We start from the raw sequence: 14,056 nt of genomic DNA, 5'->3' as shown, positions 1-14,056 counted from the left end.
GTCAGTGACCGCTTACTGGCACATCACCCGACCAGCCAGCGGGCCCCGGCTTGGCGGCCTCCAGCTGCACCAGACTGATGCTGCGCTCCCAGAATCCCCCCTCGCAATAGGCGAAGTAGAAGTGCCACAGCCGGATGAAATCCTGGCTGTAACCTAGCTTGGGCAGCTCGGGCGCCAACGCCAGAAAGCGATCGCACCAGTGAGCCAGGGTGCGGGCATAGTGATGACCATGATCGTGCAACCGCACCAGCTGCATGTCGGTCTCCCGCGCCAGCAACCCCGCCATCTGGGAGACGCTCGGCAGGCAACCACCGGGGAAGATGTAGCGCTGGATGAAATCGACTCCGCGCAGATACTGGGCATGGCGCTGATCGGCGATGGTGATGGCCTGAATGAGCAGGCGGCCACCGGGCTTGAGCAGCCGTGACAACTGGCGGAAATAGTCGGGCAGGAAGGCGTGACCCACCGCCTCGATCATCTCGATGGAGACCAGTTTGTCATACGTCCCCTCCAGCTTGCGGTAATCCTCCAGCAGCAAGGTGATGCGATCCCCCAGCCCCTCCCGCGCAATCCACTCCTTGGCATAGTCATGTTGGGCCCGGGAGATAGTCGTGGTGGTCACCCGGCAGCCATAGTGGCGGGCGGCATAGACAGCAAGGCCACCCCAGCCGGTACCGATCTCCAGCAGATGATCGTCAGGCCCTAACTCGAGCCGCTCGCAGATGGTGCGCAGCTTGGCCTGCTGCCCCTCTTCCAAAGTGGCCTCGGCGCTCGGATAGATGGCGCTCGAGTACTGCATATGGCTGTCGAGAAACCCCTGATAGAGGGTATTGCCGAGATCGTAGTGGGCGGCGATGTTGGAGCGCGAACCGGTTAGAGTATTGCGGTTGAGCCAGTGGCGCACCTTGTTGAAGGGGAAACTGAGCCAGCCAAGGCGCCGCTCGAGGGAGTCGAGCAGGGTCAGGTTGCGGGCCAGCAGCCGCACCAGCGCCACCGGGTCCGGGCTGGTCCAGAGCCCCTCCACCCAGGTTTCCCCAGCGGCAATGCTGCCCCCCAGCAACAGGCGACGATAGAAGGCAGGATCCTGCACCACCAGTTCGGCATGCAGATCGGTACCCGCGACGCCAAAGCTGTGGCGCTCACCGCCATCCCGCAGCAGCAGCTGGCCATGTTCGAGGCGACCCAGCAGATTGAGCAGCAGTTGTCTTGCCCCCTTGTCGATGAAAGAGGCAGAGAGGGTTGATTGAGCAAGTTCCATTAGCGGCTCTCCGGATGGGTAAAAATCGGGGTTCGTTTGATAAATAGACGCAGGGCCTGCCAGTAGATCCCGAGCAGCACCTTCATGGTCATCCATGGCCAGCGGGCCAGCAGGGCCACCAGCCCCTTGCGCGACAGCGGCTGGCGCGTGAGCGCCAGGGTGGCGTCAAACAGCTTGGCTTCACCGGATACGGGATGACTCTCGATGTGGATCAGTGTCTCCTGCGCGGGCGGCCTGATCCGCCAGTGATAACGCATCGCCAGCCCCATAAAGGGGGAGACGTGAAAATCCTTGTCATGGGGCGCCAGCGCCGCCAGATCGAGCAGGTAGTAGTGACGCTCGTTCCAGGGGGTGTTCGACACCTCCGCCAGCAGATAGCGCGCCTCGCCCTGCCGGTAGCAGAAGTAGAAGTTGACCGGGCTGAAGTAGAACCCCAAACAGCGCACATTACCGAGCAGCAGTACCCGCCCCTCGGGCTCGGCATCGCCACCCAGCTCGCTCACCTTCTGCCACACCGCCTGCTTGAGGCTTCCCTCACTCCCCTTGAGATAGTCATGGCTGTGAAACGAGAGCAGCCCAGCTCGCTCAACCCCGAACCAGCGCCCCTGATCGAGCTGTGGCAGCTCGTCGAGATCCAGTCCCAGCATAAAGAGGCTGTAGGAGAAGGCGTGGGGCCGCGGTGCAAAACGGCGGTGGCGCACCAAGCCCTGCCAGATGGCGCTGGTGACGCCAGCCAGTTCGTCTGTACGCTCATGTTCGGTGGCCACGGTGGCGCCGTTCATAGCTCGGCTCCGAAGCGCCTGGCGACATCCAGCGCGCTGCGTACCCCATCCTCATGGAAGCCGTTGTACCAGTAGGCGCCACAGAAATGGGTGTGCTGTTGGCCGCAGATCTCCGCGCGCCGCTGCTGAGCGGCGATGGAGGCCTGATTGAACACCGGATGGTGGTAGACGAAGCGGCGCAGCACCTTGCTCTCATCCACCTTGCCCCTGGGATTGAGGCTGACGCAGAAGGGCTCCGGCGAGTTCACTCCCTGCAGGATGTTCATGTTGTAGCTCACCAGCGGCCGCGCCTCATCGTTGCCATCGAGCTGATAGTTCCAGCTGGCCCATGCCTTGCGGCGGTTGGGCAGGCAACGCGCATCGGTATGAAGCCAGACATCGTTGGCCTGATAGGGCATGTCGCCGAGGATGGCCTGCTCCCGCTCGCCGGGATCCGCCAGCAGCGCCAACGCCTGATCGCTGTGGCAGGCGAAGATCACCTCGTCAAACCGCTCCTCACCGTAACTGCTCTGGATCACCACGCCGTCCGCGTCTCGCCGTACGCTCTGCACCGGACAGGCGAGGCGGATCTGCGACTGCCATCCGGCGGTAAGGGGGCCGATATATTCCCGCGAGCCACCCGGGATCACGTACCACTGGGGGCGATTGGCCACATCCAGCAGGCCGTGGTTGGCAAAAAAGCGCAGGAAGAAGCCAAGGGGGAAGGCACGCATATCGGCCAGGGTCGATGACCAGATCGCCGCCCCCATCGGCAAGATGTAGTGGCGGGCGAAGTAGTCACTAAACTCCCCCGCCAGCAGAAAGTCCCCCAGGGTCAGCTCGGGGCCAGCACCCTGATGTTGACCATCTGCCAGCCAGGCCCGTGCCTCCCGGTTGAACCGCAAAATCTCGGCGACAAAGCCGTAGAAACGGGGGCTCAACAGATTGCTGCGCTGGGCAAACAGGGTATCGAGGTTATGGCCGTTATACTCCAGCCCCTCCGGGCTCTTTACCGAGAAGCTCATCTCGGCCGGTTGGCGCGCCATACCGATCCGCGCCAGCAACTTCAAGAAATTGGGGTAGGTGCGATCGTTGAAGACGATAAAGCCGGTGTCGATGGCATAGCTGCGGCCAGCCTGATTCACATCGACAGTCGCAGTGTGGCCGCCCAGGGTCGGCGCCGCCTCGAACAGGGTGATGTCATGGAGTTTGTGGAGCAGAAAACCGGCGGTGAGCCCCGAGATCCCTGAACCGACGATGGCGATCTTTTTCTTCATGAATGGCTTCCTTTCGATACGAGTGCGCGGCCAAGGCGCAGCCAGAGCCCCACCGGCAGCGCACCAAGCAGGCGCAGCAACCAGATGAAACGGCGGGGAAAGTGGATCTGGTGACGACCAGCGGTCAGCCCGTCCATGATGGCGCGGGAGGCCTGCTCCACCGTCACCAGACAGGGCATGGGAAAATCATTTTTGGCGGTGAGCGGCGTCTGGACAAAGCCGGGGCGGATCAGGGTCACCCCGATCCCTTTGCAGGCCAAATCGAGGCGCAAGGTATCCGCCAGATAGTCGAGGGCCGCCTTGGAGGCGCCATACGCCTCGGCTCGCGGCAGCGGCAGCCAGCTCACCGACGAGCTGACAATGGCCAGCCGAGATCCCGCCCCTAGCAACGGCAAGAAGGCGGCCAGCGCATGGCCGGTGGCTGTCAGATTGGTGTCGATGACACGGGCAAACAGCTCGCTGTCAAACCCCTCCGCCACATCCATGTACTCGCAGTTGCCTGCGTTGAGGATTATAAGATCGAGGGATGGCAACGTGGCAGCCACCCCGCTCATTGCGGCCAGATCCCGGGCATCGAACTGCAGCGGCGTGACGCCATCCAGCCCCAGCTCCTGCAGCCGTTCACCATCGCGGCCACAACCCCACACCTGCCAGCCTGCCCGCCGGTAATCCAGCGCCAACTGGCGACCAATGCCGGAGGTCGCCCCGGTGATGAGCACCCGGCCGCTCATGCGCCAAGCCTCATCTTGATAGTGCGCACCACGGGCCCGAGCAGCGGCAACTGCTCGTAGAGCATGGCGCCCAGGTCAAAATAGTCCCTGTGCTGGCACACCTTGCCCGCCTCGTCGAATTCGAGGCGGGTGGCCCCCTCCACCGTCACCGGCTCACCACCACGCAATCTGGGGTGAGAGAAGGTCATGGTCCAGCCGAGCCAGGCCTGCTGCCCTTGTTGCTGCTGACTGGTGATGACGAAACGGCAGTAGGCGAGGCGCTGATAGAGGGCGGCAAAATAGTCGCCAAGGGCCGCCAGCCCCTCGATACGGTGGGCCGGATCGGTAAAGACCACCTGTTCGGCATAGACCTCGGGCAAGCGGTGCAACTGCTGTTTGTCCAGTTGCTGATAGAGGCCAATAAAGCGTGCCAGCGGCTCGTTCATCCTATTTCTCCAGAGAGCGAAACATCTCGATGGCTCTCAACCGGGCAACGGCGTGATCCACCATGGGTGCCGGATAATCCTGTCGCCCCTTGAGTCGCAGCCAGTCGTGGGGCTGATGCACATAAGCGGCAGGAATATCGGCCAGTTCAGTTACCCAGGTACGGATAAACTCCCCTTGTGGATCAAATCGTTGCCCCTGAGTGGTGGGGTTGAAGACCCGAAAGTAGGGGGCCGCATCGGCGCCGGTACCCGCTGCCCACTGCCAGCCGCCGTTGTTGGCCGCCAGATCGCCATCGATGAGCCGACTCATGAAGTAATCCTCCCCGAGCCGCCAGTGGATATGGAGATCCTTGGTGAGAAAGCTCGCCACTATCATTCTCAACCGGTTGTGCATCCAGCCGGTGGCGTTGAGGCAGCGCATCGCCGCATCGACGATGGGGTAGCCAGTGCACCCCTCGCACCAGGCGGCGAAGGCATCCGGATCCCAGCTCCACGGCAAGGCCGCCGTCTCGGGCTTGAAGGGGCGATTCATCGAAAGAGTCGGGATCAGCACCAGCAGGTGGCGATAGAACTCGCGCCAGATGAGTTCGTTGAGCCAGACAAAGCCGGGCTGAGCCTTGGACTGGGGCCGATAGCCGAGCCGCTGCTGGAGCGCCGCCACACACTGACGGGGACTGATGATGCCCGCCGCCAGATAGGGGGAGAGCACGGACGTGCCCGCGATGGCAGGAAAATCCCGGGTCTCCCCATAGTCGAGCACTGCCTGTTCCAGAAAAATGTTCAAACGGCGCAGAGCTTCCGCCTCCCCCACCGGCCAATGCGGATCAACCGTCAGCTCGCCGAGAGCTTCATCAACCCACGCCCGCTCAGCCAGCGGCTGCCAAGGCAAAGGCTCGCCACGCGGTGTCGGCGCCCGATGAATGACAAACCCCTCTTCATCGAGGGCCTTGAGCCAGGCGCGGCTGAAGGGGGTGAACACCTTGAACATATCCCCCGAGCCGGTCAGCACCCGCCCCGGCGGCAATACGCAACAGCCGTTGAGCCAGTGACAGCTCACTGCCTGCTCTGCCAGTGCGGCAGTGACGGCATGGTCGCGACGCTGCTCGTCGATCTCGATAGCCTGATTGGCATAGAGCTGGGTCACCCCCAGCTCGCGGCAGAGGTCTGACAACGCAGCGGGCGCCTCGGCAAAAGTCTCCACTCGCAGCAGATGGAGCGGGATGCCAAGGGCCGCCAGCTCGCGGCCCAATTCATCCACCTGCGCCAACATAAAGCGCTGACGGATGGGGGCCATTTTGTGCTGCCGCCACTGGGTGGGGGAGATGATAAAGAGCGCGGCCACCGGCTCATCACCGGCGCAGGCATGCCGCAGCGCGGGGTTGTCGGCAAGGCGCAGATCATTGCGAAACCAGACCAGCTTCATGATTTTTTCCTCCCGCGTCCGCTGGCGCCAGCCGCAGCAGGTGTATCTGCCATCAGCTCGGCAAGGCTCGCCTGCCAGCCGTGGGCTTTAAGCCACTCATCGTCGTAGAGGCGCCCCAGCTCGCCAAACAGGCGTGTGCCGGCGGGCCAGCCGGTAGCCAGCTCCTGCTTGCCGAGCCCGGCACCCAGCAGCACCAGCCAGGGGGTTACGGCACGTCCTTCCAGCAAGCTGGCATGGCGCGGCTCGACCGCCCCCAGCAGTTGCACCTCATAGCCCTGACCGATCAGCTCGTAGGCGGCCCAGACCAGATCGAGGGGGCCAACCTGTCCCCAGCTCGCCAGCGTGATCGGCACGCCCTTCTCCTGCTCGATCAGGTGGCGGGCGAAGCGGGTATGGAGCCAGCCCAGCCACACCTGTTGCAGCAGCTCGCCATCGGGCCGCTCGCGCCACAGCCCCAGCAGCCGCTCCACCAGCGGTTGCAGTACCCGGCTGCGCACCAGCTCGAACGGGTAGCTCGCCAGCAGATCGTTAAGCTCGGCCTCCGCCTTGCGCTGGTTGAAGGCGAGCAGCGCCTGACTGAACTGCTCCAGGGTTTGCTGCCAGTGATCGCTCACTGGCTCGGAATGTGGTTCGCTCAAGAGCCCCTTCACCTGCCCGATACTCACCCCCCGCTCAAGCCAGCTCAGGATCTCGCCGATTTGGCGGATATCCTGCTCGCTGTAGAGGCGGTGGCCCTTTTCGGTGCGGGCCGGTTGCACCAGACCGTAGCGGCGCTGCCAGGCACGCAGGGTCACGGCGTTGACGCCGGTGAGACGGGAGACCTCGCGAATGGGGTAGATCCCCTCATCAGCGAGAGGAGCAACTTCTTGCGATAAATCAGACATGACAACGTCCATCAAACAGAGGGGTAAAGCCCCCCGGCGCAAACCATGCGCCGGGGCAACAGAACGGATTCAGAGCCCGTAACGCAGCTTGAGCGTATCGGGGTGCGGATTGAGATAAACCTGCTCGGCGAGATAGGGATTGGGGTACTCGCGCAGGTAGTGGCGGATCAGGGTGAGCGGCACCAGCAAGGGGAATATGCCGGTGCGGTACTTGTCGATGGTATCGGCAAGCTCCTGCTTCTGGGCCGGGGTCAGCACCCGCTTGAAGTAGCCCTGCAGGTGCATCAGCACATTGGTGTGGCTGCGGCGGTTGGCTCGCAGTGTCAGCGCCGTCATCAATCCCTTGATGTAGTTGTCGGCCACCTCCTGCAAGTTGGCGGACTTGCCCAGATTGCCGAGCAGCTTGCCAAGCGCCCGGTAGTGGGTGGTGGCGTGGGAGAGCACCAGATACTTGTAACGGGAGTGGAAGCGGATCAGCGCAGAGGCGGTAATGCCGCGGGCGCAGAGCTGCTGCCAGTCGTGGTAGGCGAAGACCCGCAGCACGAAGTTCTCTCGCAGGATGGGGTCGCACAGGCGACCATCCTCTTCCACCGGCAGCAGGGGGTTGGCCTCCATCAACGCCTTGGCAAACAAGCCAATCCCCTCCTTGGCACTCCCCTCGTTGTTGGCGCCATAGACCTTGACCCGCTCCATGCCACAGCTGGGTGATTTGGCACAGAGGATATAACCGGAGATAAAGTCGAGCTGGCGCGCTTTCTGCTCGCTAAAGGCAATCAGCTTTTCGGTGACATCGAAGCTACCGTTGCTCGCCTCGGCGCGGATCTCGCCGTTGCGCTTGACCAGCCGGATGGCGGCGCGAGGCGCCCCTAAACCAATGGCCATCTCGGGACAGACGGGGTGGTAGTCAAAGTGAGCGCCAAGATCCCGTTCGCAGAAGCTGGAGCGCTTGTGGCCCCCATCGAAACGCACCTCTTGTCCCAGCAGGCAGGCACTGATACCGACTTTAATCTTGTACATGATGACGCTCCTTGTATAAGCATTGATTCAGTTATAGCAGTTATACAAAAAAATGAAAGTTGTATAACTATTTGCGACTGATACGACACAAGGAGAAAAAAGGGATCACCGGAAAAAGAAAAAACCCATGGCGAACGCCATGGGTAAAAAACAAGACACTACGGACTACGGGAAGGGGGATTAGAAGCTGTACTTCACACCCAGGCTGGAGATGGAACCTTTTTGCAGATCCCAGTTGCGATAGGTGTAATCGGCAGTCAGCGCCCAGTTCTGGTTGAGCTTGTAGGCACCGCCCACCTTGAAGTCGTGCATATCGTCGGTCATGTTGGCGTAGCGATAAGCGGTGGAGAGCTCGACATTGCCGATGTCGTAGCGCAGACCCACTTCACCGTACATGCTGCCGCTATCTTTGCGAGCAACAGCATCCCACCCTTTGTTAGCGATATCGCTGGCAAGTTCACGCTCCAGCATGTAGCCGGTCACACCGGTTTCACCGTAGAGGTTCAGACCCGTGCTGAGCGGGGTAAATACACCGACACCAATGCTGGAGATCGACATGCTGTCGTTGCCGTTGCTGCGAGAGGTGTATTCAGTGCTGCCGCGACCATAGAAATTGGAGCCGAAGCTCTTGGAGAGATCCAAGCTCAGACCGCCAAAATCACGGGTTCCTTTGCTGTCATTGCTGAAGGTACCGTTGAGATAATCGGATTTGGTGTGCGCCCAGGTAGCCGCGCCCTTGGCGTAGCTGAAGGCATCCTGCGCCATGACGGAAGTAGAGGCAAACCCGGCCAGAACCAGAAGAGAGACAGTTGCTTTTTTCATGATGATAACTCCATGTGATTGGGCCCGTTGCTAGCGAGCTGGTATGGAGTCATTGTGCGATCAGGTTCCCGGCTTGCCGAGCTGCAAGCTGTTGCAGAACCATGTCAGATGTAAGCAGATATTGCAGGGGGTGTCAGCGGCAACAAGTTGCCGGCCCACACGGTTTGCATGGGCCGGATCCGCGAAAAAATTAGCGGAAGACCACCTCGTCAATTTCGACCCGCACCAGCGGCTGACCGGTCAATCCGGCAGGACGGGGGATCTCGAGGGCCAGCGACGGACGGGCTTGCCCCTTGCGCAGATAGGTCTCCGGCAGACGATTCTCGGCAACCCAGAAGCGTGCCTCTTGACGGCTCAGCTGCACCCCGTCAGCACTGAACAGGGTCACCATGCCACGCACCCCGACTACATTGCGGGTACCGGTATTGCTCACCATAAAGGTCAGCACCAGCGGGTCAGATCCCTCGATCTTGTCCAGCTTGACCACCACACCGTCACGCGCCATCTGGGCAAGCAGTTCCGGATTGGCCTTGGCCTGATCGGTCAGCACCGGAGCAGCGACGGCCACCACGGCCCCAGCCTTCCCATCAGCAGCCACGCCCTGTACGGGTTCGGCCGGTTTGACCATCAGATACTCCCAGGTGAAGTCGTCGTTGAGCTGAACCTGCCGACCATCGGGCAGCGTCACCTGAGAAAGAGGGGCAGCCTGCGCCAATACGGGGGAGAGGCACAGGGCAATCAGCAGACGGGAGAAGGGTTTCATTGGGCGAAGCTCGGTAACGGGTGAAAGGGCGACAGTATAAACAGTCCCGTCGCCCCTTGCCTATGACGGCACTCACGTTCTGGCACCCGCATCGCTTGCCCGCAGGCTAGATGGCGAGATCGTGCCGCTCTTTCTGTGCCATATCCAGGGTCACCAGATCGAACTTGCTCCCCTTGAGGGCAGACAAAATATCCGATTGCATATCAAATGCCTGCGCACGCTGATGTTCTGGCAGACGCACCCGGGCTAGGGTGGTGGAGCAGTCACACAGGGTATGGAAAAAGACCTGTGCCTCGTCCAGCCCCATGTCGGCCAGCATCTGCTCGGCCTGATCCACCATTCGTAGATAACGCTGCTCAAGCTGCCGTGGATTGGTGAAGCGATTGCTAAGGCAACCGTTGCTCCCCTTGCCCCAGCGACCGAGCTGACGCTTGTTGAAGCCGTAACGATAATCGCGGCGCATCAATCCGTTGTCGGCAAAAAACCAGATTGAGTTGGCAGGCAGAGACCCGAACTGGGCAAGATAATCATCACGCTCCTCCACCGCTGCCGGAACCAGCAACGGCAGATGAGCCCACTCAGAACGAGTCTGCACATACTCACCAATGCGGCGAACCGGGTCGATCAGCCCTTCAATATTTGGCAGGCGATCGCAAAAGACGATCTCGTCACTCTTGATGACCCAGTGATCGATGCCATAACGCTGGCAATAACGGCGGGCACGGGCCACTTCGCTACGACTGCGGGTCGGATTATCGAGGGTAATTGCGTGGATTTTCACACCGGCAGCGCGGCACAGCTCGATGCTGTAGCAGGATTCCAACCGTCCCGAAAAAGAGACAACCAGCTCGTCAAAACTTGCCAGTCGCTCAATCAGCAGCTGTTCCCTGGCTTGAAAAGAGTGATCATATCCCTGATTCAGTACAACTACATTGGCACCCATTAAACAGCTCCGGATGATGAACAGGTGCAGTATTGTGCGGCAAGCAAACTGAATAGACCCTTAAAGAGTCTGGTTAAAATTAAAACTTGATGATTATTTCCTGTGATTCTGCTGCTAAATCTTCATTTTGGGCGTCATAAATTCGTAATCTTGCTTGGTGAACCCGATGGGCTCGCAAGAAACCCTGCGCCTGATCCAGCGAGGTGAAGGTCAAGCGCCCTCCCTCACTGTCGGTCAGGCAGAGGCACTCCCCTTCTGCCTCAACACAGAGCTGATAACCGCTGCCATCCTTGCAGGCGATGATCAGGGTCGCCTCGGGATAGTGACTGAGCCAATTGCGAAACCGGCCATGCTCCATAGTGCTCCTAAAGGGGCATCACCCCCTGCCGGTGGCGGGCAAACAGCCCAGCTCACCCAGTTGCTGGCGGCAACTCGCCGCGTCGGTAAAGACGATCCCCCTGATACCGAGGGCCTCGGCGGCCGCGATGTTGGCGGGACTGTCATCGATGAAGATGCACTCTGCCGGTTTCAGGTCGAACGACACCAGCAGATAGCGATAGATATCCGGCTCCGGCTTCATCATCCGCACCCGCGCCGACACCACCTTGCCGCTAAAGAAGCGCCAGAAATCCTGATGCTGCTCCAGCCAGTCGATGCTGGCATGACCCATGTTGGAGAGGGCATACAGGGTGTGCCCCGCCCCGTGCAGCTCGGCTATCAGGGTTAGCATAGCGGGATCTGGCAGCAGGGAAGCGGGAACTGCCTGTAAAATGGCCAGATTCTCCGCCGTCGAGAGGCCAGTGCGCGCTTGCGCTTCCCGGGCCATGGTGTGGAGCGACATGGTGCCTCTGTCCACCTCCAGCCAGTCCGGGTGGTTAAAGAGCTGCTCGGCCAATTGTTCAGCCCCTTGCGGGCCACGCACCGAACGCACTATGCCTACCGGATTCCAGCTCACCACCACCCGTCCCAGATCGAAAATAATCGCCATCGTCTTTACCTCCCCCACTGGGTTTCAGTCATCAAAACAGAGTCAATAGAACATCGCTCATTCGCCATTTTCTTAACCGGATACCCTGCCCCCATCCCCGCCCGCGGGCAAGTTTTACTTGCATCAGACCGGCAAATCCCTTAATGGTTATGACGTTACTTCAAGGACACACCTATGCACGCACCATTCTTCTTTGCTTTCTCGTTTATCCGGCCCGCTTGAGGGAAGGCCTGTCGTCGTGTGAACAGAAAGCAAAGACGAATCGAGCCTCCCCTAGCGGAGGCTTTTTTTTGCATTAATATCAATCGATTACTTGGATAGGGAACAATCATGGCAACGCTCGACGAGATCAGACAAGACATCACCCGGTTGGATCAGGAGCTGCTTGCCCTGCTGGCGAAACGCAAGACCCTCAGCATCGAGGTCGCCCGTGCCAAGCAAGCCAACCCCCGCCCCATTCGTGACCACCAGCGGGAGCAGGAGCTGCTGGTCGCCCTGATCCAGAAAGGGCGCGTGCTGGGACTGGACGCCCAGTACATCACCCGCATCTATCACACCATCATCGAAGACTCTGTGCTCTCCCAGCAGGCCTATCTGCAGAGCCTGCTCAACCCGGAGCAGCAGGAGCCGATGACCAGCGTCGCCTATCTGGGGCCGCGTGGTTCCTACTCCAGCCTGGCCGCACGCAAATATCTAGCGCGCTACAAGGATCAGGTGATCGAAGTAAACTGCCAGAACTTCCGCGAAGTGCTGGATGCGGTGGAGTCGGGTCGCGCCGCCTTCGGCGTGCTGCCCATCGAAAACACCAGCTCTGGCTCCATCAACGAAGTCTATGACGTGATGCAGCACACCAGCCTCTCCATCGTCGGCGAGCTCACCTACCCCATCGAGCACTGCATCCTCACCGCCGTGCCGACCGAGCTGAGCCGCATCAAGACCTTCTATGCCCACCCGCAGGTGTTCCAGCAGTGCTCCCACTATCTGAGCAAGCTGGAAGGGGCGCGCCACGAGATCTGCGACTCCTCCTCCAGTGCCATGATGAAGGTGAAAGAACTGGCCAGCCCGGAGGCCGCCGCCATCGGCAGCGCCGCCGGTGGCGAACTGTATGGTCTGGACGTGCTAGCCGAGCAGCTCGCCAACCAGAAAGAGAACTACAGCCGCTTCATCGTGGTGGCGCGCAAGCCCATCGACGTGGCGCCGCAGATCCCGGCCAAGACCACCCTCATCATGTCCACCTCCCAGAAACCGGGTTCGCTGGTCGAGGCGCTGCTGGTGCTGCGCAACCACGAGATCAATATGACCAAGCTCGAATCCCGTCCGGTGCAGGGCAACCCGTGGGAAGAGATGTTCTACCTCGATGTCTCCGCCAACCTGCAGACCCCGGCGATGCAGGCCGCACTGGTGGAGCTGACCAAGATCACCCGCTATATCAAGGTGCTTGGCTGCTACCCGAGCGAGGATGTGAAACCCACCGCAGTGCCGCCGGTGCTGATGGGGAGCTAACCAGCCCACAACGACAAAAGGCGAGCACCCTGCTCGCCTTTTGTTTTGATGCCGGTTTTCACGGCAAGCCCATCAACTCAGAACTGACCGGCCATCAGCTGGTTGATGTTGTAGAGGGCACGGGTATCGAGCTCCATCTCGGTGGCATAGGTATTGCCGCGCGGATAGGAGGCAACCACCCGGGCACCACGCACCACACCGGCGACCGACACATCCAGTGAGTTGGAGGTCTGGGTCAGGTCACGATAGCTGCTCTGGCCGCGCACCTGCTGACCATTGAGCTGTTCGGCCAGCTCGCGATAAGCATCCATCTTGGAAGCGCGAATGGCTTGCAGCATCTTCTCCGACTGGGAGGGGCCAGGCTGGATGTCTATCACCGCATAGCCCACCGCCTTGAGCACCGGAAAATCATCGGGCTTGCCACCCTGGGTGTAATCCACCACCCGGTTGTAGCTGCAACCGGTGAGCAAGAGTGCCAACAGGCAACCAAACAGGATCTTCATGACTCGCTCCTCACGGGGTCAGGTTGACCAGATGACCGCCCGGCCGGGCCTGACTGTCACGCATCAGATAACCGCGATTGATCGATGCCCGACCAAACGAATTGTTGGCACCGAACAGATATTTTTGCGGGATCAGGCTCTGGGCCGTGGTCTCCACCATCTTGGTGCGCATGTCGATAACGCGGGCATTGACCAGAATTCCCTTGCTGTTGCGGCTGAAGGTGCCGACCAGAATGCGGGAGATCGGCAAACGGGAAGAGAGCTCCTTGTAGTTTCGGCTCAACACGAAGTCCCCCTGCGGCGTCACCTTGATACTGCCGGTCAGCTTGAAGTCCACCACCACCTCGCCGCGACGGTTGAGCTCGTAGATAAAGCTCTCCTCAATCTGCTGCCCCATCCAGTTGGTATCCTGCAGGGTGTCGAGATCAACGAAAGAGGCCACCGCGATGGGCTCGGTCAGGGTGGTCAGCGATTTGCGCTCCATCAGCTGATCGGTCATGCGCGCCACCAGCCAGTTGAGCTCCATCCCCTGCGCCGCCTGGCGGGGGTCACCCTGATCCCGATTGATAGGGTCGGAGCCGCACCCGGTCAATGCCAGGGCAAGCGCCAACGCCGTGATGAGTTTGTTCATGGATACCTTTCCTGTATCTGCACCTGACTTATTATCGGACGCGCCGGACAAAGCTTGAGCCGGGAATGAGGCATGATTCTTGCTTTTTAATGGACATCGTCAGCGCCAACGTGCGCTGCCACTTGGA

The 14,056-nt window shown here is 60.6% G+C and carries 16 protein-coding genes and 1 other annotated feature; of the genes, 1 reads left to right on the top strand and 15 read right to left on the bottom strand.

Going from position 1 to position 14,056, the window contains the following annotated elements; all coding sequences use genetic code 11:
- Window position 1: 1 nt before the first annotated feature.
- From ACTG2S_RS06560 to ACTG2S_RS06500, 13 genes are all read right to left on the bottom strand, one after another.
- Window positions 2-1,258 (bottom strand): SAM-dependent methyltransferase, encoded by a 1,257-nt coding sequence (locus ACTG2S_RS06560; RefSeq protein ID WP_201937333.1) that lies wholly within the window; start codon window positions 1,256-1,258, stop codon window positions 2-4.
- Window positions 1,258-2,040, bottom strand: a complete 783-nt coding sequence (locus ACTG2S_RS06555; RefSeq protein ID WP_274160215.1) for a DUF1365 domain-containing protein — start codon at window positions 2,038-2,040, stop codon at window positions 1,258-1,260. Before ACTG2S_RS06555 ends, ACTG2S_RS06560 begins: the two co-directional genes overlap by 1 nt.
- A complete protein-coding gene (locus ACTG2S_RS06550) occupies window positions 2,037-3,296 on the bottom strand; it encodes an NAD(P)/FAD-dependent oxidoreductase (RefSeq protein ID WP_274160214.1) in 1,260 nt (419 codons plus the stop codon). The genes ACTG2S_RS06555 and ACTG2S_RS06550 overlap by 4 nt, the downstream gene beginning before the upstream one ends.
- Window positions 3,293-4,027 (bottom strand): SDR family NAD(P)-dependent oxidoreductase, encoded by a 735-nt coding sequence (locus tag ACTG2S_RS06545; RefSeq protein ID WP_274160213.1) that lies wholly within the window; start codon window positions 4,025-4,027, stop codon window positions 3,293-3,295. Before ACTG2S_RS06545 ends, ACTG2S_RS06550 begins: the two co-directional genes overlap by 4 nt.
- Window positions 4,024-4,452 (bottom strand): nuclear transport factor 2 family protein, encoded by a 429-nt coding sequence (locus ACTG2S_RS06540; RefSeq protein WP_005343652.1) that lies wholly within the window; start codon window positions 4,450-4,452, stop codon window positions 4,024-4,026. The genes ACTG2S_RS06545 and ACTG2S_RS06540 overlap by 4 nt, the downstream gene beginning before the upstream one ends.
- Window position 4,453: 1 nt before the next feature.
- On the bottom strand, window positions 4,454-5,875 hold the full coding sequence (phrB, locus tag ACTG2S_RS06535; protein WP_439982183.1) for a deoxyribodipyrimidine photo-lyase: 1,422 nt from the start codon (window positions 5,873-5,875) through the stop codon (window positions 4,454-4,456).
- Entirely contained in the window at window positions 5,872-6,759 is an 888-nt protein-coding gene (locus ACTG2S_RS06530; protein WP_274160211.1) for a MerR family transcriptional regulator, read from the bottom strand. The genes phrB and ACTG2S_RS06530 overlap by 4 nt, the downstream gene beginning before the upstream one ends.
- Window positions 6,760-6,828: 69 nt before the next feature.
- Window positions 6,829-7,776 (bottom strand): YbgA family protein, encoded by a 948-nt coding sequence (locus ACTG2S_RS06525; RefSeq protein WP_088869993.1) that lies wholly within the window; start codon window positions 7,774-7,776, stop codon window positions 6,829-6,831.
- Window positions 7,777-7,956: 180 nt separating this feature from the next.
- Window positions 7,957-8,598, bottom strand: a complete 642-nt coding sequence (locus ACTG2S_RS06520) for an autotransporter (RefSeq protein ID WP_019445109.1) — start codon at window positions 8,596-8,598, stop codon at window positions 7,957-7,959.
- 190 nt (window positions 8,599-8,788) lie between these two features.
- Window positions 8,789-9,361 carry a DUF3157 family protein gene (locus ACTG2S_RS06515; RefSeq protein ID WP_274160210.1) on the bottom strand — a complete coding sequence of 191 codons (573 nt, stop codon included), beginning with the start codon at window positions 9,359-9,361 and terminating at the stop codon, window positions 8,789-8,791.
- Between the two features lie 106 nt (window positions 9,362-9,467).
- The gene (locus ACTG2S_RS06510) at window positions 9,468-10,304 is read right to left on the bottom strand and encodes a hypothetical protein (protein ID WP_042054408.1); all 837 of its coding nucleotides are present in this window, start codon (window positions 10,302-10,304) and stop codon (window positions 9,468-9,470) included.
- Window positions 10,305-10,383: 79 nt separating this feature from the next.
- Window positions 10,384-10,662, bottom strand: coding sequence for a DUF6482 family protein (locus tag ACTG2S_RS06505; protein ID WP_005338699.1), 279 nt, complete (start codon window positions 10,660-10,662; stop codon window positions 10,384-10,386).
- Window positions 10,663-10,680: 18 nt separating this feature from the next.
- Window positions 10,681-11,292 carry an HAD family hydrolase gene (locus ACTG2S_RS06500; protein WP_274160209.1) on the bottom strand — a complete coding sequence of 204 codons (612 nt, stop codon included), beginning with the start codon at window positions 11,290-11,292 and terminating at the stop codon, window positions 10,681-10,683.
- 170 nt (window positions 11,293-11,462) lie between these two features.
- Window positions 11,463-11,584: a sequence feature (Phe leader region), on the top strand.
- 38 nt (window positions 11,585-11,622) lie between these two features.
- Between ACTG2S_RS06500 and pheA the strand changes: the two genes are divergently transcribed.
- The gene (pheA, locus tag ACTG2S_RS06495; RefSeq protein WP_021230338.1) at window positions 11,623-12,795 is read left to right on the top strand and encodes a prephenate dehydratase; all 1,173 of its coding nucleotides are present in this window, start codon (window positions 11,623-11,625) and stop codon (window positions 12,793-12,795) included.
- A gap of 77 nt (window positions 12,796-12,872) precedes the next feature.
- Here pheA and ACTG2S_RS06490 read toward each other — a convergent pair whose 3' ends face one another.
- Both ACTG2S_RS06490 and ACTG2S_RS06485 read right to left on the bottom strand, forming a co-directional pair.
- Complete coding sequence (locus ACTG2S_RS06490) at window positions 12,873-13,298, bottom strand: LPP20 family lipoprotein (RefSeq protein ID WP_005349622.1); 426 nt, start codon at window positions 13,296-13,298, stop codon at window positions 12,873-12,875.
- A 10-nt stretch (window positions 13,299-13,308) separates the two neighbouring features.
- A complete protein-coding gene (locus ACTG2S_RS06485) occupies window positions 13,309-13,929 on the bottom strand; it encodes a FlgO family outer membrane protein (protein WP_005338718.1) in 621 nt (206 codons plus the stop codon).
- Window positions 13,930-14,056: the final 127 nt, after the last annotated feature.

Source organism: Aeromonas sp. 82P, from assembly GCF_051919365.1.
GTDB classification, from domain to species: domain Bacteria; phylum Pseudomonadota; class Gammaproteobacteria; order Enterobacterales; family Aeromonadaceae; genus Aeromonas; species Aeromonas veronii.
The sequence above is the reverse complement of the archived record's forward strand: the minus strand, read 5'-3'. Positions and strand labels throughout refer to the sequence as shown.

Coding starts and splice junctions, on each gene's coding strand:
- ACTG2S_RS06510 (WP_042054408.1), bottom strand. CDS start 10,304: ATGGGTGCCAATGTAGTTGTACTGAATCAGGGATATGATCACTCTTTT.
- ACTG2S_RS06515 (WP_274160210.1), bottom strand. CDS start 9,361: ATGAAACCCTTCTCCCGTCTGCTGATTGCCCTGTGCCTCTCCCCCGTA.
- ACTG2S_RS06530 (WP_274160211.1), bottom strand. CDS start 6,759: ATGTCTGATTTATCGCAAGAAGTTGCTCCTCTCGCTGATGAGGGGATC.
- ACTG2S_RS06555 (WP_274160215.1), bottom strand. CDS start 2,040: ATGAACGGCGCCACCGTGGCCACCGAACATGAGCGTACAGACGAACTG.
- ACTG2S_RS06505 (WP_005338699.1), bottom strand. CDS start 10,662: ATGGAGCATGGCCGGTTTCGCAATTGGCTCAGTCACTATCCCGAGGCG.
- ACTG2S_RS06490 (WP_005349622.1), bottom strand. CDS start 13,298: ATGAAGATCCTGTTTGGTTGCCTGTTGGCACTCTTGCTCACCGGTTGC.
- ACTG2S_RS06485 (WP_005338718.1), bottom strand. CDS start 13,929: ATGAACAAACTCATCACGGCGTTGGCGCTTGCCCTGGCATTGACCGGG.
- ACTG2S_RS06525 (WP_088869993.1), bottom strand. CDS start 7,776: ATGTACAAGATTAAAGTCGGTATCAGTGCCTGCCTGCTGGGACAAGAG.
- ACTG2S_RS06500 (WP_274160209.1), bottom strand. CDS start 11,292: ATGGCGATTATTTTCGATCTGGGACGGGTGGTGGTGAGCTGGAATCCG.
- ACTG2S_RS06550 (WP_274160214.1), bottom strand. CDS start 3,296: ATGAAGAAAAAGATCGCCATCGTCGGTTCAGGGATCTCGGGGCTCACC.
- phrB (WP_439982183.1), bottom strand. CDS start 5,875: ATGAAGCTGGTCTGGTTTCGCAATGATCTGCGCCTTGCCGACAACCCC.
- ACTG2S_RS06560 (WP_201937333.1), bottom strand. CDS start 1,258: ATGGAACTTGCTCAATCAACCCTCTCTGCCTCTTTCATCGACAAGGGG.
- pheA (WP_021230338.1), top strand. CDS start 11,623: ATGGCAACGCTCGACGAGATCAGACAAGACATCACCCGGTTGGATCAG.
- ACTG2S_RS06520 (WP_019445109.1), bottom strand. CDS start 8,598: ATGAAAAAAGCAACTGTCTCTCTTCTGGTTCTGGCCGGGTTTGCCTCT.
- ACTG2S_RS06540 (WP_005343652.1), bottom strand. CDS start 4,452: ATGAACGAGCCGCTGGCACGCTTTATTGGCCTCTATCAGCAACTGGAC.
- ACTG2S_RS06545 (WP_274160213.1), bottom strand. CDS start 4,027: ATGAGCGGCCGGGTGCTCATCACCGGGGCGACCTCCGGCATTGGTCGC.